Below are 23,164 nucleotides of genomic sequence, written 5' to 3' on the forward strand. Positions count from 1 at the left end.
GATTCGAGTCGCAGGGGCTGGACTAGGCGAGTTCACGTGCATCGCCCGGGCCCTCCGGCAGCGGATAGCGGATGGCGACCGTGGTGCCGCCGAAAGCATTGCGGGTCACGGTGCAGGAGCCGCCCAGAAGGCTTGCCCGGTGACGCAGGTTGTGAAGTCCCGATCCCGACGCATGCGCCATCTTTTCCTCGCCGAGGCCGACGCCGTCGTCACTGATCGAAAGCGTCTGCATGCCGCCTGTCCGCTCGAGGTCGATCCACAAGCGCCGGCCCTGGCTGTATTTCAGCGCGTTGTTGACCGCTTCCTGTGCCGCGCGGTAGAGGTTGATCTGCGTGAGCGGATCCAGCAAGTCCACATCCGGCGCGATCTGCAGCACGCATTCCACGCCATTGAGCGTGCGAGCCGTCTCCGCCAGCCCATGCAGTCCGGCCGCAAGGCCACCATATTCCATGGCGACCGGGTCCAGGCCATGGGCGATCCTGCGGGTCATCAAGGACGCCTGCTTCACCAATCCGACGATGGTTGCGGCATCGGCGGCAGCCGGGTGGCCGAGGCTCTGCAGTTTCTGGTTCAGCGCGGCGCTGTACAGACCCAGGCTGGTCAGGTGCTGGCCGAGTCCGTCATGCAGTTCCCGGCCGATGAGCCGCTGCTGCTGGTCGCCGATCCGGATCAGTTCGCCTTCCAGCAGACGGCGTTGCGCCATCTCCTCCTTGAGGTCCTTGTTGGTCTTCTCCAGATCTTCGGTTCGCGCCTGCACGCGCCGTTCCAGGTCGATGCGGGAGGCCTGCAGCAGGCTGAGGACGCGCTGCTCCTGGGCGCGTGCCGCCACCAGCAGCAGTCCGGCTATCGCCACGACGTTCGCGAAGATGCACCATCCGACGAGGCTGTCCACCGGCGTGTCGGCGGCGAACGGGCCCGTGCCGTGGGTGGTACCCCAGATGGCCACGACCGAGACCATCAAGGTCGTGATGCTGATGCCCAGGTGACCGAAGCGCAGCGCCGCCCAGACAATGAACGGAAAGATCGCCAGGGCGGCAGGATAGTAGCCGTGCCCGGCAAGTTGCGGGGCGTCGAAGATGAGGTAGCTCACCCAGAACGTCGCGACGGCCAGTCCGCACGCCTCGATGGCCTGCTCCGTGGAGCGCACGGGGTTCGAATACGTGAGGATGCTGAAGAGGGGCGGAGCGACGACCAGGACGCCCATCATGTCGCCGAGCCACCATTTCAGAAAGGTTGAGCCGTACCCGGCAGGCGGCACCAGGCCCGCGCCAAACAGCGCGGTTACGCCGATCAGTGCACTGACTGCCGTGCTTGCCACCGCAGCCAGGCCGATGAAGGCCAGCACGTCGTGGATGCGATCGAGGGTGAGCTGGAAGCGGACCGCGCGGTTCAACAATATGGCTGCCGTCAACGTTCCGAGCATGGCGCCGGTGCCGATCACCGCGGCCACGCCTACGGGCACGCCCCCCGACACGTTGGCCAGGAAGGAGCCGATCGCAATGCCCGGGGCAACGGCGAAGCCCAGCGCGAGCAGCGCAACCAGCGCGATGCCGCTGGACGGCCACACCAGCGAGACTGCGCCGCCCACGACCGCATAGGCAAGGCCGATCTTTGCGCCCGCGTAATACGCCAATGCAACCATCCCGGTGCGCAGGAAGAGGCTGAACCTGGACTTGCCCCGAATGGTAACCATTGTTCGCACCATATCGTGAAGGACAGATCCTTGCGGGCGTCAACGCGTTCTTTCGTCAGCCAAGTGGATCACTCGGCGCTTGCTCCCGACCGGACTTCATGATTGTGGCGGCAGCCACTGCGTTAATCAAACGCTACACAGCGCAAACGCTACACAGCGCGCCCGGGCCACTGCACGACGCGCGCCGATCGGCAACGGAACGCGGGTTGCGTCATCGATATTCCCGCCGTCGCCGCGTCGCGTCGGCCGATACGCGAGACACGACGGTCATGTCCGTTCACGGTCTGTCCCACGGTGGCACGCCTGAAAACGCGTCGACCAGAAAATCGATTGCCGCACGGACTTTCGAACTCACGTGGCGACGGCTCGGATACAGCGCGAGAACGTCGATGTCCGGCAAGCGGTATTCAGGCAGCACCCGAACGAGCCTGCCCGCGCGGAGATCGTCGCCGATCAGGAACGTGGGCTGCCAGATCACGCCCTGCCCTGCGAGCGCCGCCGCGCGTGCCGTGTCGCCGTTGTTGGTGCGCATGTGAAAGTTGACCTCGACAGCATGCGTCTTGCCGTCGTGATCCATCAACTGCCAGGTATCTGCGGTGGCGGCGTAGGTATAGCCGATGCATCGGTGTGCGAGCAGGTCGGCCGGCAACGCCGGATGTCCGCTGCGCCTCAGATAGTCGGGGGACGCGCACAGGATGTTTGTCGACGTCGCGAGCTTGCGGGCCGCATGGTCGGCCGTGCCGGCGCGCGAGATGCGAATGGCCAGGTCGAAGCCCTCGTCGACGATATCGACGACGCGGTCGATGAGCGTGATGTCGAGTTCGACGTCCGGATATCGCTGCATGAACCGCGGCCATAGCGGCGCGAGATGCAGGATGCCGAAGCTGACCGGCGCATTGATACGCAGCCGTCCGCGTGGTTCGATCGATGTTGCAGACACGAGTCCTTCCGTTTCCGCGACGTCTTCGAGGATCGTCTTGCATCGCGAATACAGTGTTTCGCCGCCTTCGGTCAATGACAGCTTGCGCGACGTGCGGTTGAGCAATCGCGTGCCGAGATGCGCCTCCAGTTCGTTCACATAGCGGGTCACGTTCGCGGGCGACGTTTCGAGCGCATCGGCCGCGCGCGCAAAGCTGCCCCGATTCACCACGGTCATGAAGACCTCAAATGCGCGCAGCCGGTCCATATCCGTTCGCTTGTCATTCACAAAAACTGAATGATAGCGCCATATTTTTGATCTTTCTATTGCAAGAGCTGAATCATATAGTGTCACTCACGGAGCCGACGCATGGGGCATCGGTCCATCAATGACGCAGGAGATTGAACATGCAACGCTTGACAGGAAAAGTCGCGATCGTCACGGGCGCCAGCGCAGGTATTGGTCGAGCGGCCGCAAAATTGTTCGCCGCAGAGGGCGCGAAGGTTGTCGTGGCGGCGCGCCGCGAAGCCGAGCTCGACGCGCTCGTGGCGGAGATCGCTCGCGATGGCGGAACGGCCGTGTCGCTGGCAGGAGATGTCCAGTCCGAAGCATTCGCGAAAGCGCTGGTCGAACTCGCCGTCAGCCGCTTCGGCCGTCTCGACATCGCGTATAACAACGCGGGGATGCTCGGTGAAATGGGACCGTCCACCGGGATCTCGGAAGCGGGCTGGTCAACCGCACTGGCCACCAATCTGACGAGCGCGTTTCTCGGCGCCAAGCATCAGATTCCTGAAATGATCAAGCAAGGCGGCGGGTCGATCATCTTCACGTCGACGTTCGTCGGCTATTCGTTCGCGTTCCCGGGGACCGCCGCCTATGCTGCGAGCAAAGCCGGGCTGATCGGACTGACGCAAGCGCTCGCAGCCGAATACGGTCCGCAGGGCGTGCGGGTCAACGCAATCCTCCCGGGCGCCGTGGACACGGAGATGTATCGCGGCATGAACGACACGGCCGAATCGCAGGCGTTCGTGACAGGCCTGCACGCGCTCAAGCGAGTCGCGAAGCCGGAGGAGATCGCCCGGTCGGCGCTCTACCTGGCGTCCGACGATTCGTCTTTCGTGACGGGGACGGCTTCATTGGTCGACGGCGGTGTGTCGATCACGCGCACATGATTCCTTGAAGGCGGTGTCTGCAGGTTCGCCGCCGCGTTCCGATCAACGCGGCGGCGCGCAATCCTGAAACGGCGGCGCGGATGTCATCCCGCCGCCGTTTCCATTTTCACGTGACGGACCCGATCACCACATCACGTCACGACGCTTCGATTTCTGCGGTTCACGCCGAGCGCATCGCACAATCCCGGACCGACATCGCGACGTCGCATTACATCAAGTGCGGCAATATCAGCCCCCCTACAGTTCGCTTCATGGCGGATGTCCTGCCGACATCGACGCCGCTCTTCCGATGAACGAACAGAACGGGAAGCCCCAACATGCAAACCATCTCCGTTGTGAAGAAGCAGGATCTCGTCAGCGCCGACCGCTGGATGCAGCAGCGCCCGGAAAACGCGCTGACGCTGCCGTCGCGGTACTTCTACGACGAAACGCTGTTCGCGGCCGAGCGCGACCGCATCTTCATGTCCGCATGGCACGTGATCGGGCACAAGTCGGAGCTGAGTTCGCCCGGACAATACGTGATGACGGACATCTTCGACCAGAGCGTGATTGCGACCTGCGATCGCGACGGCAACGTGCATGCGTTCCACAACGTGTGCCAGCATCGAGGCAATCGCCTCGTCGACGCGCGGCGCGGCGTGCAGAAGGGCGTGTTCCGCTGCGCGTATCACTCGTGGTGCTACGGCGCCGACGGCAGCCTGCGCAGCGCGCCGCGTACCGAGCGCATCGAGGGCTTCGATCCGGCGGCCCATCGCATTCCGCCGGTGCGCGTCGAGGAGATGGGCGGCTTCTACTATTTCAATCTCGACCCGAACGCGCCGTCGATGCGCGACCTGTTCCCCGGCGCCGACGCGGAGATGAAGCGCGTGTTTCCGCGGCTCGATGCGTATCGGCTGCTCGACGAGAAGGACGTGATCGTGCCGGCAAACTGGAAGGTGATCATGGACAACTCGATCGAGGGGTATCACTTCTCGTTGTCCGGCCCGCATCATGTCGAGCTCGCCGGCCTGATCGACTTCGCCGGCTACCGGCTCACGCAGCACGACAAGTGGTGGACCTATATCGCGCCGGCGAACCGCGACGCGACCACCGCCTATGGCGTGCCGCTCGCCGACAAGAATCCGGACGAGTGCTTCTTCAACATCGGCATCTGGCCGCACAACACGTTCTATACGTTCCCGTACTCGGACTTCCTCGCGACGTTCCTGATCATTCCGCTCGAAGCGGAGAAGACCCTGCTGCGCTTCGGCTACTACTCGACGCACGACGAGATGCCCGCGGTGACGAAGGCGTGCATGGACTGGATGAACGCGGACCTCGGCCCCGAGGACATTCGCCTGAACATCACGGTGCAGAAGGGGCTGCATTCGGTCGGCTACAACCAGGGACGCTACGTGATCGACCCGCAGCGCAGCAACGAGAGCGAACACCTCGTGCATCACTTCCATACGCTCGTGCACGACGGCATTCACGGCGCGTGACGAATGCCGGCGCGCGGACGAAGCGTGGACGAAGCACGCCGGGCGACGTGCACGCGCGACCCTCAAGATCACGTTCAACTGCAAGCGAGCCATGACGAAACCAGACGCAAATGATGAAGTGCGCCGCGACTACGACTACGTGATCGTCGGCGCCGGATCGGCCGGCTGCGTGCTGGCCAACCGGCTCGGGCAGGACCCGAACCTGCGGGTATTGCTGCTCGAGGCCGGTCCGTCGAACCGGCACTGGTCGATCGACATGCCATCCGCGATGGGCATCGTGGTCGGCGGCAGCCGCTACAACTGGCAGTACCATTCGGAACCCGAACCGTTCCTGAACCGGCGGCGCATCGCGACGCCGCGCGGACGCGTGCTCGGCGGATCGTCGTCGATCAACGGCATGGTCTATATCCGCGGCCACGCGCGCGATTACGACGGCTGGTCCGAACAAGGGTGTACGGGCTGGAGCTATCGCGAGGTGCTGCCGTATTTCATCCGCGCGGAGAAGCACGAACTCGGCGCGGACGCGTACCACGGCGACAGCGGTCACCTGCGCGTCACGGCGGGCAATACGGACACGCCACTCACGCGGGCCTTCATCGCGTCCGGCGTCGATGCGGGCTATGCGTCGACGGACGACGTGAACGGCTACCGCCAGGAAGGCTTCGGCCGCGTGGATCGCACGACGTGGGGCGGGTCGCGCTGGAGCACCGCGCGCGGCTATCTCGCCGAAGCGCTCGAACGCGGCAACGTGACGGTGCAGACCGGGGCGCTCGTGCTGCGCGTGCTGTTCGACGGCGCGCGCGCGATCGGCATCGAATACGCATGCAACGGCGCGACGCGGCAGGTCTTTGCGAACGCCGAAGTGCTGCTGTGCGGCGGCGCGATCAATACGCCGCAACTGCTGCTGCTGTCCGGCGTCGGGCCGGCCGGAGAACTCGAAAGCGCCGGCATCCGCGCGCGGCATCACCTGCCGGGCGTCGGACGCAGGTTGTCCGACCATCCCGACACGGTGGTTCAGTATCTGTGCCGGAAGCCCGTATCGATCTACCCGTGGACGGTCGCGCCGCGCAAATGGTTGACCGGCGCGACGTGGTTCGCGAAGCGGGCCGGGCTCGCCGCGAGCAATCATTTCGAGGCGGGCGCGTTCATCCGGTCGCGGGCGGGCGTCGAGCATCCGGACCTGCAGCTGACGTTCATGCCGCTCGCGGTGCAGCCGGGCAGTGTCGACAGCGTGCGTGCGCACGCGTTCCAGGTGCATATCGACCTGATGCGTCCGACGAGTCTCGGCGCGGTGACGTTGCGATCGGGCGACCCGCGCACGCCGCCGAAGATCCTGTTCAACTACCTGCAGACGGCGCGCGACCGCGCGGACATGCGGGCCGGCGTGCGCCTCGTGCGGGAGATTCTTGCGCAACCGTCGTTCCGGGATCTGCTCGGCGACGAACTGTCGCCGGGGCCGGCCAGGACCGACGACGCCGCGCTCGACGCGTGGGCGCGCGAGATCACCGAAACGGGCTATCACGCGGCCGGCACCTGCAAGATGGGGCCGGCGGACGACCCGGAAGCCGTGGTCGGCGCCGATCTGCGGGTGCACGGGATCGAACGGCTGCGCGTGATCGACGCGTCGATCATGCCGACGATCGTCAGCGGCAACACCAATGCACCCACCGTGATGATCGGCGAGAAGGGCAGCGACCTCGTGCTCGGGCGCGCGGCGCTCGCGCCAGCGTCGGCGCCCGTGTGGATGCATCCCGAATGGCGTACACGACAACGGTGAGCACGATGGAAGCGATCCTTTCTTCCCCGGCACGCGTGGGCATCGACGCGATCGTCGTCGATGCGGCCATGCTCACGCCCGAGATTCGCGGCATTGCATTCGCGGCGGCCGACGGCGCGCGGCTGCCGCCGGCCGAGCCTGGCGCGCATCTCGACGTCAGGTTGCCCGACGGCACGGTGCGCCAGTACTCGATCGTCGAACGCGCGGCCGATGGTTCGACCTACCGGATCGCGGTGTTGCGCGAGCCGCGTTCGCGCGGCGGCTCCGCGTACATCGTCGAGCGGCTCGCGCGCGGCGACGCGGTTCGCCTGTCGCCGCCGAGAAATCACTTCGTGCTGGACGAGCATGCGGACGAATACGTGCTGATCGCCGGCGGCATCGGGATCACGCCGATCCTGCCGATGGCGCGGCGGCTCTCCGCGATCGGCAAGCGATTCACGCTGTGCTATCTGACGCGCGCGCGCGAACGCGCCGCGCTGCTCGACGCGATCGAGAGCGGGCCGTTGCGGCGGACGACGCGACTGCATTTCAGCGACGCGCACGGCGAGGTGGACCTGCGCGCGCTGCTGGGTGTGCCACGGCGCGGCGCGCAGGTCTACGTATGCGGGCCCGGCCGCCTGATCGACAGCGTGCTGGACGCGGCGCGCGACTGGCCCGCCGGCGCGGTGCACTTCGAGCGCTTCGCGGCCGCGCCGGCAAGCGACGATGCGAAAAGCGATGCACGGGCATTCGAAGTGGAACTGGCGCGCAGCGGCCGCTGCGTGGTGGTGCCGCCGGACCGCTCGATCCTCGACGTGTTGCGCAGCGAGCGGATCGCGATCGATTCGGTCTGCGGAGAAGGCGTCTGCGGCACCTGCGCGGTGACGTTGCTCTCAGGCGAGGCCGAGCATCGCGACTGCCTGCAGACGGACGGCGAGAAAAGCCGGAACGACGTCATTTACGTCTGCGTGTCGCGTGCGAAATCGACGCGGCTGGTGCTGGACCTGTAGCGACGCACTGCAGGTGTGCCGTGTACCGTCGCCGCGCGGCGCGACGGACGGGATGAACTGCGCCGCGTGCTGTCGCAAACCCTCGGATCGGCCGGATGCCGGCTCGGTGCATTGACCGGGCCGGCGGTCCGGTCACGTCGTCAATGGGGCCGTCCCCCTTACCTGCGTGGAGAAGTCACGATGAACATCAAGAAATGCGTCGGATGTGTTGCATTGGCCGCCGTCTGGGCGAGCAGCGTGTCGGCAGCGGAACCGGCAACCTGCCGCGCCGTGCGGTTCGCGGACATCGGCTGGACCGATATCGCCGCGACCACCGCGCTCGCCTCGACCGTCTTCGCGAGCCTCGGCTACCAGCCGACCAAGACGATGGCCTCCATTCCGATCGCGCTGGCCGGACTCAAGTCGCGGCAGCTCGACGCGTTCCTCGGGGACTGGCGGCCGTCGATGGATTCCGTCAGCGCGCCGTTCGTCAATGGCGGGGCCGTCAAGGTGCTGGACCGTCCGAATCTCGTCGGCGCCAAATACACGCTCGCCGTGCCCGCGTATGCGTATGACGCGGGGCTGCGTTCGTTCGACGACATCGCGAAGTTTGCGGACAAGCTGCAATTCCGGATCTACGGCATCGAGCCCGGCAACGACGGCAACGAACTGATTCACAAGGCGATCAGCGGCAACCAGTTCGGCCTCGGGAAGTTCAAGCTCGTCGAATCGAGCGAGGCGGGGATGCTCGTCGAGGTCAAGCGTGCGATTCGCGATCACGAGTGGATCGTCTTTTTAGGCTGGGAGCCGCATCCGATGAACCTGGACTACAAGATGCGCTATCTGGCCGGCGGCGACGATCTGTTCGGCCCGAATTACGGGGAAGCGAAGGTGTACACGATGACGGCCCCCGACTACGCGACGCGCTGCCCGAACGCCGCGCGGCTGCTCGCCAATCTGCAGTTCTCGACCGACATGGAGAATCAGGTGATGAAGGCGATCGTCGGCGGCAAGCAGCCGGAGGCCGCTGCGAAGGCGTGGCTGGCCCAGCATCCGGCGGTGCTGAAGGACTGGCTCACCGGCGTCAGCACGTTCGACGGACATGATGCGGGCGCGGCCGTCCATACCGCGCTGAACGCCAATTGAGCATGCGTTCGAATGCCTTGGTGCGCTCGTCCGACTGACTGGTAAGGTATGCGAATGAAGCGCCGGCGCCCGCGATGGCGGGCCGGTGCAACCGTCACGACGGCAATCCTCATGCGGCGGCGCGTGGAAAAACCACGCGCCGCTTGTGTCACCACGCGTACGAAGGCGATTCCTCGTCGAGAATGGCCCGGAGCTCCGCCAGGTGCTGGTCGGCGAACCCGGCGTAGTCGTCGCGCCACTGCGTCATCGTCTTGCGTGCGACGCGGTCGGTTGCGAATCGCAACGGCTGGCCGGTTTGCAGTGCGGTCACATAGGTTTCGCACGCGCGCTCGAAGTAGTACAGATCGTCGAACGCCTGCGCGACCGACGGCGCGGCAACGATCACGCCGTGCTGGCCCATCAGCAGCACGGGCTTGTCCCCGAGTGCGTCGGCCACGCGGCACGCTTCGTCGCCGAGGCCCATGCCGTCGAATCCGGTGTCGACCGCAACCCGTTCGAAAAAGCGCATGCAGTTCTGGTCGAGCGGCGGCAGCGCAGGCTGCGCGAGGCACGACAGCACCGTCGCGTATCGGGAATGCACGTGCATTACGCAACGCGCGTGCCGATGCCGCTTGTGGATCTCCGAATGGAGCGCCCATGCGGTGATGTCGGGCGCATCGTCGCGGCGGATCGTATCGGGATCGTCGGCATCGACGAGCAGCAGTTCGCTCGCGCGGATCCGCGAGAAGTGGCGGCCGCGCGGATTGATCAGGAACGTGCGGTTGTCGTCGGAGACGGCGACGCTGAAGTGATTGGCGATCGATTCATGCATGCCGAGGCGCGCGGTCCAGCGGAACGCGCAGGCGAGATCCGCACGGATCTCGCGGTGGGCGAGGCCGGGTCGAGCGGGCTGAGTCGCTGTGAGCATGTCGGGCTCCCGTGTCGTTGGAGAACGGTGCCGGCGCATCGGGCCGGCTTCGAATTTGATTGTCGCGTGCCTGATTCGGACGGAACGCGAGCTGACTATAAGGTGGGCACTTGCCGCGCACTTGATCGAATGCGACGGCGCGTGACGTGCTTCGTCAGCGGTGGCGAGGAATCGGGACGACGGAATCCGACATCGGAATGTCGGATTTCATCAAGCCATCGGACGGGATCGGCGTCAGAGTGCGACTGACCGGATGCCGTGTCCGGCCAGCCAGTCCCGCCCCCGATCGAAACCGACATGACCGCTCAGAACCCGCCACCGTCCACGAGACTCCCGGCCGCGCACGCGCCGCGCCGCGTCGGATTGCTCGTGATGCCCCAGTTCTCGCACCTGGGGCTCGCGCTGCTGATCGAAGCGATGTCGCTCGCGAACTGGCTCAGCCAGCGTGTGCTGTACGAATGGACCGTGCTGTCCGTCGATGGGGAGCCGGTGCGGGCCACCAACGGGATGTCGACCCCGGCCCGGCCGATCGCTGCCGAAAGCGGCGCATTCGCGACGATCTTCGTGATCGCGAGCTTCGAGGCGCAACGGCATGCGAAGCACCGCGGCGTGCGGACGTGGCTGCAGAACCAGCTCGCGTTCGGCGTGCAGATCGGCGGGATCGAGACCGGCACGGAATTGCTCGCGGCGGCGGGGCTGCTGCACGGCCGTCCGTCGGCGGTGCATTGGGACAACGTCGAGGGCTTTCAGGAAGCGTATCCGAAGGTCCGTGCGACGACGCGGTTCTATACGATCGAGCCGCGCGTGATCACGTGCGCGGGCGGCGCGGCGATCGTCGACATGATGCTCGAATGGATCGGCCTGGAGCACGGCCGGGCGCTGGCGCAGGAGATTTCCCGGCATCTGCTGCATGCGCGGCCGCGCGGCACCGACGAAGTTCAGCTCGCGGAACCGGAAACCGTTCCGGCGCCGATGAGCGAGTCGGTCAGGGAAGCGATCCGGCTGATGCGCGAGTCGATGTCGGAGCCGATATCGTGCGAGTCGCTCGCGCAGGCGGTGGGATTGTCCACGCGGCAGCTCGAGCGGCAATTCAAGCGGCATACTGCGACGGCGCCATTGCAGTACTACCTGGGCTTGCGGGTCGCCACCGCGCATCAGTTGTTGCAGCAGACCGAATTGAGCGTGTCGCAGGTCGCCGCGGCGACCGGCTTCGAATCGATCGAGCATTTTTCTCGCGTGTACAAGGCGAGATTCGGATGTCCGCCGAGCCGCGACCGGTCGCAGTCGTGGGAAGCGCCGGTGATGCGGCATCGGGCTGCTTCGGCGTAGACGCGGCGCAGGCTGCAACGCCCGCGCCCGCGCCGGGACGAAGCAGTCGGAACTTGTGCCGGATCCCGACGATCGCCAGTTCCTGCATGTCGGTGCCCGAGTTCACGCCGCACGAGTCGACCGACGCCGCGGCCTTCACGATCGCGCCGCTCGCGTTGAGCGTCCGGCCACTCGCCTTCTGGTAGCCGAACAGCGCGTACAGGTCCGTGCGCTTGGGCAGCGCGTAGTCGCAGCCGAGGTTGACCTGGTTGTAGCGCGCGGAAGCCGGCCCCGTCAGCGAGTGTAGTTATAGCCGACACCCGCGCTGCAAGTGCGCCGTTCCCTATTCGATCCAGACGCCCATCATCGATGGAAACCCCTATCAAGGGTCTTTTTTTGAGTTGTTGACATATGACGTCTCACCTAATACTTTGATGCCTGAGCTGCCCCACGCGGCTTGATTTGGAATTCCCCAACCCACGCTGATTCGGCGGCGCGGAAGGGCGGAGTGCGCTAGATCTGCTCTGTTCGTGAGCGGTCGAAATGTATTTGTATGACAAAAACATTGATGTGGCGGCGTTGGCCTACTCAAATTGACTGAGGTGTCGTATGAAGATCTCGTTTTCCGTTAAGTACATTGCAATGACTGCGTCGCTGGCTACAGCGGGACTGTCGTTCAGCCATGCGGCCAGCGCCGCGGATATCACAATTGGCTTCGCCGCGCCGCTGACTGGGGCGTCAGCGCATTACGGGGCCGACCTGAAGCGAGGCGTCGAACTGGCTATCGATGACGCGAACGCGAAGAAACTCGTGATCGGCGGTCAGCCCGTGCATTTCGTCCTGGATGCGGAGGATGATCAGGGCGATCCGCGGATGGGGTCGCAAGTCGCGCAGAAACTCGTCGACTCCAAAGTCGCTGGCATCGTCGGGCATTTCAACTCAGGCACCAGCGTGCCCGCGTCGCGGATCTACTACAACGCCGGGATTCCGATGGTCTCCCCGACGGCGACCAATCCGACGTTGACCTCGCAGGGCTTCGCGACCGTGTTTCGCGTGACGAATTCGGATGCCCAGATGGGGCAACTGGCAGGTCATTCGGCCGTGGAGACGCTGAAGGGCAAGAGCATCGCGGTGATGGACGACCGGACCGCGTTCGGCCAAGGCATGGCCGACGAGTTCGTCAAGGGTGTGAATGCCGCTGGCGGCAAGGTCGTCGACCGCGAATTCACGACCGACAAGGCGGTCGATTTCCGCGCGCAGCTTACCCGGATCAAGTCGTTCAACCCGGACGTGGTGTTCTGGGCAGGTCTGGATCAGCAGGCTGGCATGGTGATGAAGCAGATGCGCCAGTTGGGTATCCGGGCAACGTTGCTCGGTGGCGGCAGCTTCGAAAACGATACGTTCCTGAAAGTGGCCGGCGAGAGTGCAGAAGGTGCCGTGTCCTGGGACTACGGCGTGCCGCTGACCAAACTCAAGGCAGGAAAGGCCTTCGATCAGAAGATGAAGGCGAAGTACAACGAGGGCGTCGTTGCCTATTCGCCATCCGCTTATGACGCCACCTGGGTACTGATCAATGCGATGCAGAAGGCGAATTCGACCGATCCCAAGGTCTACGCGCCGCTCATCAAATCGGTGTCGTTCGAAGGCGTTTCCGGAAACATTGCATTCATGCCGAACGGTGACATGAAGGATCCCGCCGCGACGTTCTACAAGGTGATCGGCGGAAAATGGGTGCCTCAGGCCATTGCATATGGCGACAAGGTTGAACCGATCAAGAACTGACGGGATCGGCTCGGTAGGGAGCACTTCGACACGGCGGTTCAGCGCAAGGTGACGCAGTCGTCGTCGGAGCAAGTGGCTAGAACATAAGATAAACGAAACAGGGGGCTTGGCAGATAAAATGAGGAATCCATATCTTAGGGCCGCGGCCGTTTCAGCGGGCATGATTGCTGCGCATGCATATGCGCAAAGTACGGTCACGCTGTACGGTATCGTCTATACGGTGGCATCGTACGGGCATGCGACTGGCGAGAACGGTGCGGGTTCCGCACAAGCCGTGATCGGATCGATGGACATCGACGCCGGGAAGCGTTCACAAGCTATCGTGACTGTCGGCCTGCGTCACCGGTTCTAAAGCCGATTCCAGAGACGTCCTCCAAGCGAGACTTGAACGGCTCCCGGGCGAGTGGTCCGGGAGCCGCCTTTTTTCTGCAATGGTTGGCAGCGAATCGGATCGGACATGCCGTACATCGGATGCCACTGATTATCGTTGCTGGTGTGGCGATCCACACGTGCCGTCGCTTCGATCGACACGTACCTGTCCGTAACGGGTGTCGATGCGTTTCAATCGCGATTGAATTCCGGCCGAACGGATTGGATGATCGATTCGAGTGGCGGCGATTGCGCTGCTGGGGCGAGAGCGCCATTGACCTGCGGCGACAGGGCTGGCGATGCAGCAACAGCCTGGATTCCGGGCTGTCGCGATCGCCTCCGATCGGATTATTCCGGGCGACTGCTCGTCAAGTGATGGTAGCGCTCGAGGCTCTCGTGCAGATGGCGCCGCATTGCTCGACGTGCGCCGCTTTCATCTTGACGTTCGATGGCTTCGAGGATGTCGCCGTGCTCCCGTTGGATACGCTTGATATAAGTCTTGCGCTCTTTCAGATTGGCTTTCGCGTGCTTCAGCCGAAGATCGCCGATGATCTCCTGGCCAAGCGAGCGCAGGATCGCCACGAAGTGGGGATTCTCCGAGCATGTTGCGACGGCCAGATGGAATTCGAAGTCCGCACGGGCACATTCGGCATCGTTGTCTATCGCGACGATCTCCATGCGCGCATAGACTTCCTTGAGCGCTTTCAGGTGAGGCTCGGATCGCCGCCGGGCCGCATAGGCTGCGCCTTCCGATTCGACACCGATCCGCAGCTCGAGCACGTGCATAGAGTTATTCAGCGTCGTCGAATCGATGAAGCTCATTTCCGACGACGGGTCCGTTTCATCGGCGACGAACACGCCAACGCCGTGGCGTGCAATCAAGCGGCGGCCGAGCTTGAGCGAGGCGACCGCTTCCCGAATGACGGTCCGGCTGACGCCGAATTCCGAACACAGTTCAGGCTCGGTCGGCAGTTTGGAGCCTCGCGGGTATTCCCCGCGGTCGATCTTGTCGTTCAGTGCCTGAATGACGAGCTCGGTCAGGCTGCGACGCCGGCCAGAGCTTGCAGCATTCTTCAGAAGAGTTTCAGCGTCCAGAGACATTCCGGGTGCTCCACACAGGATAGGAAGGCTCTGCAATTGTCGGATGCAGGCATACCGCGCCGGCGCCCGGTTGTCTGTGTGTGACCTGCGCCGTATGACATATTATGACTTTAACATAGTCGCGGCGATGCAGGCGCCCGCTGCGCAGACTCGTGCGAAGCGGGTGTCGGTCCTTTGACTTACGTCATGCGTAGATATAGCCGCCGCTGACGATGACGTTTTCGCCGGTCGCGTAAGTGTTGCGACTGCTCGCCATCATCACGACCCATTGCGCGATTTCTTCGGGTTCCGCCGCCCGGCCGAGCGGATTGGCGGCCGCGAGTTCGCCGAGGAAGCCGAGCTTTTTCGCGCGGTCGGTTGCGAAGCCAGCGGGGGCAACCGAGTTGACCAGGATGCCATCCTTCGCAACTTCCTGAGCAAACGACTTGGTCAGGCTGACGACCGCGGCCTTCGTAGCGGCATAGTGTCCGTTCTGCGGATGCGCCTTGAACGCGTCAACCGACGTGATGTTCACGATGCGGCCCGCGACGTGCTCTTCCACCTTCGGACGTGCGCGCATGTGCTCGATTGCGGCAACCATCATGTGATAGGTGCCCTTGATGTTCACGGCGTTCTCGAGGTCCCACTCGTCGTCCGAGATTTCGAGCAACGGACGACGCGGATAGATTGCGGCGCTGTTGACGAGGCAGTCCACGCGGCCGAGTGCTTCCAGCGCGTGCTTGAAGACGGCGTGAGCGGAGTCCCTGCGCGTGATGTCGCCTTCGGCGCCGAAGACCTGGTGGCCTTCGGCAGTCAGGTTGCGGACGGTTTCTTCGAGCAGCGGGCCGTTCTTGTCGATGAGCGCGATTCGCTCGACACCGTCGGCGAGCATCAATTTTGCGACGGACAAGCCGAGGCCGGATGCCCCGCCGACGATTACAACGCGTTGGTTCTTCATGATCAGGATTTCTCCATTCCTAAAAGCGGTGACTAGCTGACCGACACAATTTGCGACCCGCCCGCCGCCTGGTCCGTCGGGAACACTTCCATCCGGGAAACGTCGACGTAGTCGGGAAGCGCGATGGCGGTCGCAATCAGCTCGGCGATGTGTTCCGGCTGAATCGAGCGATAGGCGTCGTACAGTTTCTCGTTCGCGCCGGCTTCGCCGAGCGCCGTGCGATACAGGCTCGTCTGAACCCGGCCCGGCGCGATCTCGGTCACGCGAACCTTGCTGCCGAGCAGGTCGCAGCGCAGCGAGTCGCAGAACATACTGATCGCGGCCTTCGTGGCACCGTACACGGCGGTGTTCGGATGTGGAAAGCGGCCAGCGCTGGAGCCGACGAAGAACAGGTGGCCACGCTTGCGCCTCAGCATGCCTTCGAGGGCCATTTGGGCAATGTGCAGCGGCGCTCGCAGATTGACATCGATCATGCGGTCGATGTCCGTCGGCGAACATTCGGCGAAATTCGCGATCGCCGGCAGCAGTCCGGCATTGTTGACGACGACGTCAATCTCGACGCGCTCGAACAACGCTTGCAACGGCGACGTATCCTGCAAATCCACGGCAATCGGAGTCGCGTTGCATTCATTCGCCAGTGAGTCGAGTGCGGCGGCGTCGCGTCCGAGTGCGTAGATCTTGACGCCGTCCCTGGCCAGCCGGTGTGCAATTGCACGTCCGATGCCGCTCGATGCGCCGGTGACGAGCGCAACTTTGTACGGTTGAGCATTCATGGTCTTGCCTTTTTCCTGTGTCGCAGCGAATTCAAATCACGCCTTCCTCGAGGAACGGCCGATTCTCGACGACGCGTTCGTAGCCTAGCGGCCCGAGATCGAGCGACCGGTACTCGCCATAGGTGATCAGCTCGCTGAGACCACGGCCGACCGCGGGAGATTGCTGCAGGCCGTGACCGCTGAACCCGTTGGCGAACAAGAAGTTCGTGACCTCCGGATGCGGTCCGATGATGGCGTTGTGATCGAGCATGCAGAAGTCGTAATGTCCGGCCCACGAGTTGACGACCTTGATGGCTTCGAATGCTGGGATGCGTTCGGCAAGTGCTGGCCAGATCACTTCGTCGAACTCCGAGTGGACGACATCGAAGTCGTTGACGTCCGCGAGCGGGTCCGGGTCGGGATAGCAGCCCGTCAGATAGTATTGCCCTTCCGGCCGGAAAAAGATTCCGGTCGTGTCGATCGTGAGCGGCACCGTGCCCGCAAGCGGGGTGCGGCAGTCGAATACGAAGAGGCACCGTTTGCGTGGTTCCACGGGAATGTCCAGGCCCGCAAGTCGAGCCATTGCCGGCCCGCGTGTGCCAGCCGCATTCACCATCAGGCCGCATCCGATCGTTTCGCCGGTCTTGAGCTTCACGCCGGTGATGCGCGATCCTTCCCGGACGAGGTCGACCACCTCGTTCTCGACATACTCGATACCGAGCGAACGCGCCTTGCGACGCATGCCCTGGAGCAGGCCGTAACTGTCGAACCAGCCTTCGCCGCTTTGCCCGTAGACGCCGTTGATCAGCTGGTTCGTGTTGAGCCACGGGAAGCGCTGCTTGAGCTGCTCCGGGTCGAGGAGCACGACGTCGGCACCGTTTTCCCGCTGCGTCCTGTAGTTGCGCTCGAACATCGGTGCGCCGTTCGCATCGCCGAGATACAGATAGCCGTTTTCCTTGAAGCCGAGTTCCGGGGCCTCCCCGTCGACCTCGACGAGTTCGTCGAAGTTGCGAATGAACTCGGTCCCGAACTGCGAGATCTTGATATTCAGCGGATTCGAAAATTGCTGCCGAATCGATGCGCTCGACAAAGCTGTCGCAGACTGCGCATAGGTCCAATCGCGCTCGACGACGAGCACCGAGCCCTTGAAATCGGGATTCTTCGCGAGGAAATAAGCCGTCGCGCTCCCGACTACCGCACCACCCACGATGACGACGTCATAGTGAGCCTTCGCTGCTTGCTGTGCCATCTCTTTGCCTTCCAAAAATGTCGTGCCCGGTCGAGGTGCTCAGTCGACCTTCGGATCCTCGAAGTGACCATCAGCCGCGAACTGACCGCCTTGGAAGCGGACGGCGGGATGACGCGGGTCGGGCACGCCCGTGTTCGCGTACACCTCCGAGCGATAGACGTCGGCCGTGTCTTTCGGGCGATAGCCCAGATAGGCGGCCTGCGTGTTGTCCCAGAAGTTGGCGCTGTTGTTCGAATTGCCGTACACGATCATATGGCCGACGCTCGGCGTCATCAGCGACTGGATGCACAGGTGCGAAAAGTCGTCGTACGAAAGCCAGGTCGCGAGCATGCGGCGGTCGACGGGCTTCGGGAAGCACGAACCGATCCGCAGGCAGACGGATTCGATGCCGAATTTGTCGAAGTAGTAGCGCGACAGGTTTTCGACGAAGGTCTTGCTGACGCCGTACAGGCTGTCGGGCCGCTGCGGCACGTTCGAATCGATCGTCTGCGTGCATTCGTAGAAGCCGATCGCATGCACGGAGCTTGCGTAGATGACGCGTTTCACGCCCGCCTGGCGCGCACCTTCATAAATGTTGTAGCTGCCGACGATGTTCGAGTCGAGGATGACCTGGAACGTGTTTTCGCGCGGTGCGCCACCCATATGGATAACCATGTCGACACCTTTCAGCATCTCGAACACCGCGTCGCGATCGGCGAGATCGCAGATGAAGTGCTTTTCCCCCTCGCGCACGTCGCCGAGCGACTGGCGAGCGTTCAGGCTCAGCGTTTCGGCGTACGGGCGCAGCGTCTCGCGCAGCACGGAGCCCAGCGCACCGCCCGCGCCCGTGATCAGAAGGTTTTTGAACGGCGGTTTGGTGATGTCAGTCATGGGGCTGCTCCTTATTGGGTGACCGACGCATTCAATGCGTCGAGCGTGATGCCGTAGTCGTCGCGCAACTGCGCTTCCGAGATGTATTCGTTGCGAATGTCCCGCAGCAGTTCTTCCTTGCTGCGTTGCTCCGGCGAACCGACGCCGCCGCCGCCGGGCAGCGACAGCACGACACGCTGATATTCGCCGACTGCCTGCGTGCCCTTGCCCTTCATCTTCGTCCCGTCAGACAACGTGACCTGGCCGGCCGCGCCGGGTTTGCCGCCGGCATGGCCGCGAGCGGGGTGGTCGATGCGGTCGAACATCGCGTTGAAGCGGAATTGATAGCCGGTGCGCGGCCCGATTTCGACGATCTGGCCGAGACCGCCACGGTGCTTGCCCGCGCCCCCCGAGCCGGAGCGCATCTCCTTGCGCCACACGACGATCGGCCCGACCTGTTCGGTCGCTTCGACCGACATCGCATGGACGCCGCTCGGAAATGCCGTCGCCGACAAACCGTCCAGTTCGGCCCGGGCGCCGGTACCACCGCTGTTGAACATCAGGATCTCTGCGCCCTCGAGGCCCGAATCCTCGCGTGCCGGCCGGGCGCTCACGTGCAGATTCCAGAGCGCGCCGGAGCCTTCGGTCGGCACGCGGTTCGGCAGGATCTTGTCGAGTGCGCCGAGAACCAGATCCGGAACGAAGTGGCCGAGCACGTGCCGCACTGCAACCGGACTCGGGCGTTGCGCATTCAGGATGCAGCCGGCCGGCGCCCGCACGCGGAACGGTTCGAGCGACGCCGCGTTGTTCGGCACTTCCGGCGCGATGATGCACTTCAGGCCATAGCACGCGTAGGCTTTCGCATACAGCAGCGGCACGTTGATGCCGAACGGGCTGGCTGGCGACGATCCCGCGAAATCGGCGAGCAGGTGATCGTCGGCGACCGTCAGCGTGACGTTCAGCCTGACAGGCGTGTCGTAGCCGTCGAGCGTCATTTCGTTGGCCTGCGTGCCCTTCGGAAGCGCGGCGATCCGTTCGAGCGTCGCTTCCCGGCTGCGCGCGAGAATGAACTCGCCGATGCCTTCGACATCCTTGAGTCCGAACTCCTTCAGCATTTCGAGCAGACGTTTGTGGCCCGTTTCGTTGCAGGAGGCGAGGGCGTAGAGGTCGCCGACGACCTTGTCCGCTTCGCGAACGTTGTTGCGAATAATGTTGACGAGGTCGCGATTGACATTCCCGCGTTCGATCAGCTTCATGATCGGGACAAAGAGGCCTTCCTCGTAGACCTCGCGCGAATCCGGGCCGAACCCGCGGCCGCCGATATCCACCACGTGCGCGGTGCTGGCGAAGTAGCCGATCAGTTCGCCGTCGAGAAATGACGGGGAGACGACCGTGAAGTCGTGCAGGTGCCCCGTTCCCCGCCACGGATCGTTGGTCAGATAGACGTCGCCTTCGTACATCCGGTCGACGCCGATCTCGTTCATGAAGTGCTCGACGGCTTCCGCCATCGTATTGACGTGACCCGGCGTGCCGGTGACCGCTTGCGCGAGCATGCGTCCGCGCTTGTCGAAGATACCGGCGGACAGGTCGCCTGCTTCGCGCACGCTGGTGCTGAACGCGGTGCGGATCAGGGCCATTGCCTGTTCCTCGACGACGGAGATCAGGCGGTTCCACATGACCTGCATGTGGATGGTGTCGATATTGTTGAGGGACATGATTACTCCTGATTCGCAGTAGCAGCAGTCAATGCTTTGGACGTCACGAGCAAACAGCCGTCGGGTTGTACTGTGGCGTTGAACGAGGACGTAACGAGGGTCGAGGTCTCGGGTTCGACGATGATGGCCGGACCGACGACCGTTTCACCCACGCCCAGCGTGTCGCGCTCGACAATGGCAGCATCGACGAATTGATGTAGCGCTGCGTCGAAGATCTTGCGAGACTTCGCTGCGCTGACCGGATCGAGGCTATCGACCCATTGCAGGCGCTCCACCGGCGGCAGGGGCGAGCTTGCCTTGACTGCCCAGCTCACGATCTCGATATCGAGCCCGTCGATCGGTCGACCGAAGAACTGGGTATAGGCCTTCGTGAACAGCTCGGAGAAGTTGGCGCGATCGTCTGCGCCGAACTGGCGATAGGGAATCGCGATGGGGATCTCCCATCCCTGACCGACATATCGCATGAAGGCCTTCACGTCGACTACCGGTTCGACGTCGCCCGAACCCTGGCGCGCAAAGTGGATCGCCTCGGTGCCGAGCTGCTCGACGATCTCGTTGAGTGCGTTCGCGTCGAAGTCGTTGAAGCGCATGCTTGCGCTGCGAACGCTTTCGTACCCGAACGGAGCGCGCAGGAATCCGATCGCCGAACCGACGCCAGCGCCGGGCGGCACGATGAATTTCCCGATGCCGCTCTTCTCGCACAGTCGCGCCGCGTGCAGCGGACCGGCGCCGCCGAACGTGATCATCGTGTAGTCGCCGATGTCCTTGCCGCTTTCGACCGCGTGCACGCGGGCGGCATTGCTCATGTTCTCGTCGACGACTTCGGCGACGCCGTACGCCGCTTCTTCTGCGCTGAGCGACAGCGCTGCGCCGATGTCGTCGAGCATCGCGCGCGAAGCGTTGTCGGTCGACAACGGGATGGAACCGCCGGCAAAGTTGTTCGGGTCGAGACGACCGAGCAGAAGATCCGCGTCTGTCACCGTCGGTTGCATGCCGCCACGCTGGTAGCAGGCGGGGCCGGGTTCCGACGCGGCGCTATGCGGGCCGACACGGATCTGCCTCATGACGTCGAGCGAGGCAATCGAGCCGCCGCCCGCGCCGATTTCCACCATCTCGACGACCGGAATCGAAATCGGCATGCCGCTGCCCTTCTTGAAGCGGTAAGTGCGCGCGACTTCAAAGGTGTTGGCGGTCGTGGGCGTGAAGTCGTCGATCAGGCAGATCTTGGCCGTGGTGCCGCCCATGTCGAACGACAGCACGGTGTCCAGGCTGTATCGCGCGGCAATATTTGCGGCGAAGATTGCACCGCCAGCGGGTCCCGATTCGACGAGACGCACCGGGAATTCCGATGCGCTCTCGATCGACACGATGCCGCCGCCCGAGTGAATGATGAAGATGGGGCACACGGCGCCGGCCGCCCGAACCTGGCCAAGCAGGCGATCCAGATACGACTTCATGATCGGGCGGACGTACGCGTTCGCGCAGACCGTGTTGAAGCGCTCGAATTCGCGGATCTGCGGCGAGACTTCGCTCGAAATCGATACCGAGACATTTGGCAGTCGCTTCTCGATTGCGTCGCGCATCATGCGCTCATGCACGCCGTTGACATAGGCGTGGATGAAGCCGATGGCGACGCTCTCGTACCCGCCTTGCTCGATGCGATCCACGACGCTGTTGATTTTTACGTCGGTCGGCGCGAGCAGAATGCCGCCTTGCGCATCGATGCGCTCGCTCAGCGTGAAGCGGTCACAGCGTTCGATAAGGGGCGGCGGGAGCTTGATGTTCAGATCGTATTGCTCGAACCGGTTTTCAGTTCGCATCTCGATGGTGTCGCGAAATCCTTCCGTCGTGATGAAGGCCGTCCTGGCGCCGCGTCGCTCGATCAGCGCATTCGTGGCAAGCGTCGTGCCGTGAATGATGACGCCGATGTCCTTCAGCTCGATGCCGGCCTTGCTTGCGACGATGCTGACGCCTTTGATGATCGCGCGCTCGGGCGCCGTGTAATCCGTAAGGACCTTGGTGGAAAAGAGCTTTCCACCGAGTTCAAGCGCGACATCGGTAAAGGTTCCGCCGATATCAACACCGACTCGTGCCTTGTCGTGACTGGCCACCATGACTCTCCTGTTTAAACCATTGCATGCGCCTGGCGTATGCCAGGCGGATTCGCGATTTACGAACACCGGATTGTGGTGGGGGCGTAGAGGCTGCCCATCACGATCCTTGTCAACCCCGCACACGGTCTCCGACGTGCGCCGAGTGGCTGTCTTTTTGTTCGTTGACATATGATGAGTGACGTCTTACAGTGCTGTCAACAGAGACAAATTAATTTTCCGCTGGAGCACCTCGTGATATTGCGTTTGTGACGCATAAGATGCTGTTTTATAAGGTGTTTGTCTTTTATTGTGGTGCTGGGTGATGGCTCGCGTCAACCCCTGTACGCAACTATACGCGACGCGAAAAGTTTGCAAAAAGTATTTTTTTCGGAGATTTTTGAGGGCGAAGGAGGGGCGCGGCCAGGGAGCGGGAGGGCGTTTCGGTAGCCCTGTTGGCGTGCTTCCGGGAAGGGGTTCGTCTTGCGTTGTTATGTCAGCGATTGGCGCTGGCGGGTTCGTTCAATTTGCCCCGACAAGTGGGGCGCTATGGAGCGTCGGTGGACATTCTCATACAGCAGATCCTCAACGGGCTGGTGCTCGGCAGTGTGTACGCGATCATCGCGTTGGGTTACACGATGGTGTACGGCATTCTCGGCATCATCAACTTTGCACATGCGGACGTACTAATGATCGGTGCGATGGTCGCGCTGTCGGCGATCACAGTGCTGCAGAACCACTTCCCCGGGCTCGGCAACGTCGCGACGCTGACGATCGGCCTCGGCATCGCGGCGGCCGTGTGCGCAGTGGTCGGCTTCACGATCGAGCGGGTCGCATACCGGCCGCTGCGCCGCGCGCCGCGTCTCGCACCGCTGATCACCGCGATCGGCGTGTCGATCCTGCTGCAGACCGCCGCGATGATCATCTGGTCGCGCAATCCGCTGCCGTT

19 protein-coding genes and 1 pseudogene are annotated in these 23,164 nt (G+C 63.5%); 9 read left to right on the top strand and 11 right to left on the bottom strand.

Annotation, left to right across the window (positions count from 1 at the left end; translation table 11 throughout):
• Positions 1 to 22: 22 nt before the first annotated feature.
• Positions 23 to 1,693: an MASE1 domain-containing protein gene (locus ACV229_RS30695; RefSeq protein ID WP_448086839.1), complete on the bottom strand. Its 1,671-nt coding sequence runs from the start codon at positions 1,691 to 1,693 to the stop codon at positions 23 to 25.
• A gap of 277 nt (positions 1,694 to 1,970) precedes the next feature.
• Positions 1,971 to 2,879, bottom strand: a complete 909-nt coding sequence (locus ACV229_RS30700) for a LysR family transcriptional regulator (protein ID WP_448086840.1) — start codon at positions 2,877 to 2,879, stop codon at positions 1,971 to 1,973.
• A gap of 140 nt (positions 2,880 to 3,019) precedes the next feature.
• On the opposite strand from ACV229_RS30700, the gene ACV229_RS30705 reads away from it, so the two are divergent.
• The 5 genes from ACV229_RS30705 (at position 3,020) to ACV229_RS30725 (ending at position 9,156) form a co-directional block, all read left to right on the top strand.
• Positions 3,020 to 3,784, top strand: a complete 765-nt coding sequence (locus tag ACV229_RS30705; RefSeq protein WP_448086841.1) for an SDR family oxidoreductase — start codon at positions 3,020 to 3,022, stop codon at positions 3,782 to 3,784.
• Between the two features lie 317 nt (positions 3,785 to 4,101).
• A complete protein-coding gene (locus ACV229_RS30710; RefSeq protein ID WP_448086842.1) occupies positions 4,102 to 5,265 on the top strand; it encodes an aromatic ring-hydroxylating oxygenase subunit alpha in 1,164 nt (387 codons plus the stop codon).
• Between the two features lie 91 nt (positions 5,266 to 5,356).
• Complete coding sequence (locus ACV229_RS30715) at positions 5,357 to 7,042, top strand: choline dehydrogenase (RefSeq protein WP_448086843.1); 1,686 nt, start codon at positions 5,357 to 5,359, stop codon at positions 7,040 to 7,042.
• A complete protein-coding gene (locus ACV229_RS30720) occupies positions 7,021 to 8,031 on the top strand; it encodes a PDR/VanB family oxidoreductase (protein ID WP_448086844.1) in 1,011 nt (336 codons plus the stop codon). Before ACV229_RS30715 ends, ACV229_RS30720 begins: the two co-directional genes overlap by 22 nt.
• Before the next feature lie 180 nt (positions 8,032 to 8,211).
• On the top strand, positions 8,212 to 9,156 hold the full coding sequence (locus ACV229_RS30725; RefSeq protein ID WP_448086845.1) for a choline ABC transporter substrate-binding protein: 945 nt from the start codon (positions 8,212 to 8,214) through the stop codon (positions 9,154 to 9,156).
• A 148-nt stretch (positions 9,157 to 9,304) separates the two neighbouring features.
• Here the strand turns inward: ACV229_RS30725 and ACV229_RS30730 are convergent, their stop codons facing one another.
• Positions 9,305 to 10,063, bottom strand: coding sequence for a class II aldolase and adducin N-terminal domain-containing protein (locus ACV229_RS30730; RefSeq protein ID WP_448086846.1), 759 nt, complete (start codon positions 10,061 to 10,063; stop codon positions 9,305 to 9,307).
• Between the two features lie 297 nt (positions 10,064 to 10,360).
• Between ACV229_RS30730 and ACV229_RS30735 the strand changes: the two genes are divergently transcribed.
• Positions 10,361 to 11,392, top strand: a complete 1,032-nt coding sequence (locus ACV229_RS30735) for a GlxA family transcriptional regulator (protein ID WP_448086847.1) — start codon at positions 10,361 to 10,363, stop codon at positions 11,390 to 11,392.
• Between the two features lie 49 nt (positions 11,393 to 11,441).
• Here the strand turns inward: ACV229_RS30735 and ACV229_RS30740 are convergent.
• Positions 11,442 to 11,695: pseudogene (locus tag ACV229_RS30740) on the bottom strand (porin); the annotation flags it as partial.
• Between the two features lie 285 nt (positions 11,696 to 11,980).
• On the opposite strand from ACV229_RS30740, the gene ACV229_RS30745 reads away from it, so the two are divergent.
• Together ACV229_RS30745 and ACV229_RS30750 are read left to right on the top strand one after the other, a co-directional pair.
• Positions 11,981 to 13,153, top strand: coding sequence for a branched-chain amino acid ABC transporter substrate-binding protein (locus ACV229_RS30745; RefSeq protein WP_448086848.1), 1,173 nt, complete (start codon positions 11,981 to 11,983; stop codon positions 13,151 to 13,153).
• 106 nt (positions 13,154 to 13,259) lie between these two features.
• Positions 13,260 to 13,505, top strand: a complete 246-nt coding sequence (locus tag ACV229_RS30750; RefSeq protein WP_448086849.1) for a hypothetical protein — start codon at positions 13,260 to 13,262, stop codon at positions 13,503 to 13,505.
• Positions 13,506 to 13,870: 365 nt separating this feature from the next.
• Here the strand turns inward: ACV229_RS30750 and ACV229_RS30755 are convergent, their stop codons facing one another.
• The 7 genes from ACV229_RS30755 to ACV229_RS30785 all read right to left on the bottom strand — a co-directional run bounded on the left by ACV229_RS30755 (position 13,871) and on the right by ACV229_RS30785 (position 22,239).
• Positions 13,871 to 14,623, bottom strand: coding sequence for a FadR/GntR family transcriptional regulator (locus ACV229_RS30755; RefSeq protein WP_448086850.1), 753 nt, complete (start codon positions 14,621 to 14,623; stop codon positions 13,871 to 13,873).
• A 184-nt stretch (positions 14,624 to 14,807) separates the two neighbouring features.
• Positions 14,808 to 15,560 carry an SDR family NAD(P)-dependent oxidoreductase gene (locus ACV229_RS30760; RefSeq protein WP_448086851.1) on the bottom strand — a complete coding sequence of 251 codons (753 nt, stop codon included), beginning with the start codon at positions 15,558 to 15,560 and terminating at the stop codon, positions 14,808 to 14,810.
• 32 nt (positions 15,561 to 15,592) lie between these two features.
• Positions 15,593 to 16,333: an SDR family oxidoreductase gene (locus ACV229_RS30765; protein WP_448086852.1), complete on the bottom strand. Its 741-nt coding sequence runs from the start codon at positions 16,331 to 16,333 to the stop codon at positions 15,593 to 15,595.
• Between the two features lie 31 nt (positions 16,334 to 16,364).
• Positions 16,365 to 17,561: an NAD(P)/FAD-dependent oxidoreductase gene (locus ACV229_RS30770; RefSeq protein ID WP_448086853.1), complete on the bottom strand. Its 1,197-nt coding sequence runs from the start codon at positions 17,559 to 17,561 to the stop codon at positions 16,365 to 16,367.
• Between the two features lie 39 nt (positions 17,562 to 17,600).
• Positions 17,601 to 18,431 carry an NAD-dependent epimerase/dehydratase family protein gene (locus tag ACV229_RS30775; protein ID WP_448086854.1) on the bottom strand — a complete coding sequence of 277 codons (831 nt, stop codon included), beginning with the start codon at positions 18,429 to 18,431 and terminating at the stop codon, positions 17,601 to 17,603.
• 11 nt (positions 18,432 to 18,442) lie between these two features.
• Positions 18,443 to 20,125, bottom strand: coding sequence for a hydantoinase B/oxoprolinase family protein (locus tag ACV229_RS30780; protein WP_448086855.1), 1,683 nt, complete (start codon positions 20,123 to 20,125; stop codon positions 18,443 to 18,445).
• A 2-nt stretch (positions 20,126 to 20,127) separates the two neighbouring features.
• Positions 20,128 to 22,239: a hydantoinase/oxoprolinase family protein gene (locus ACV229_RS30785; protein ID WP_448086856.1), complete on the bottom strand. Its 2,112-nt coding sequence runs from the start codon at positions 22,237 to 22,239 to the stop codon at positions 20,128 to 20,130.
• 536 nt (positions 22,240 to 22,775) lie between these two features.
• Between ACV229_RS30785 and ACV229_RS30790 the strand changes: the two genes are divergently transcribed.
• Positions 22,776 to 23,164: branched-chain amino acid ABC transporter permease (locus ACV229_RS30790; protein ID WP_448086857.1), on the top strand; the 389-nt coding region annotated here is incomplete at its 3' end.

This window comes from Burkholderia sp. MR1-5-21, from assembly GCF_053427715.1.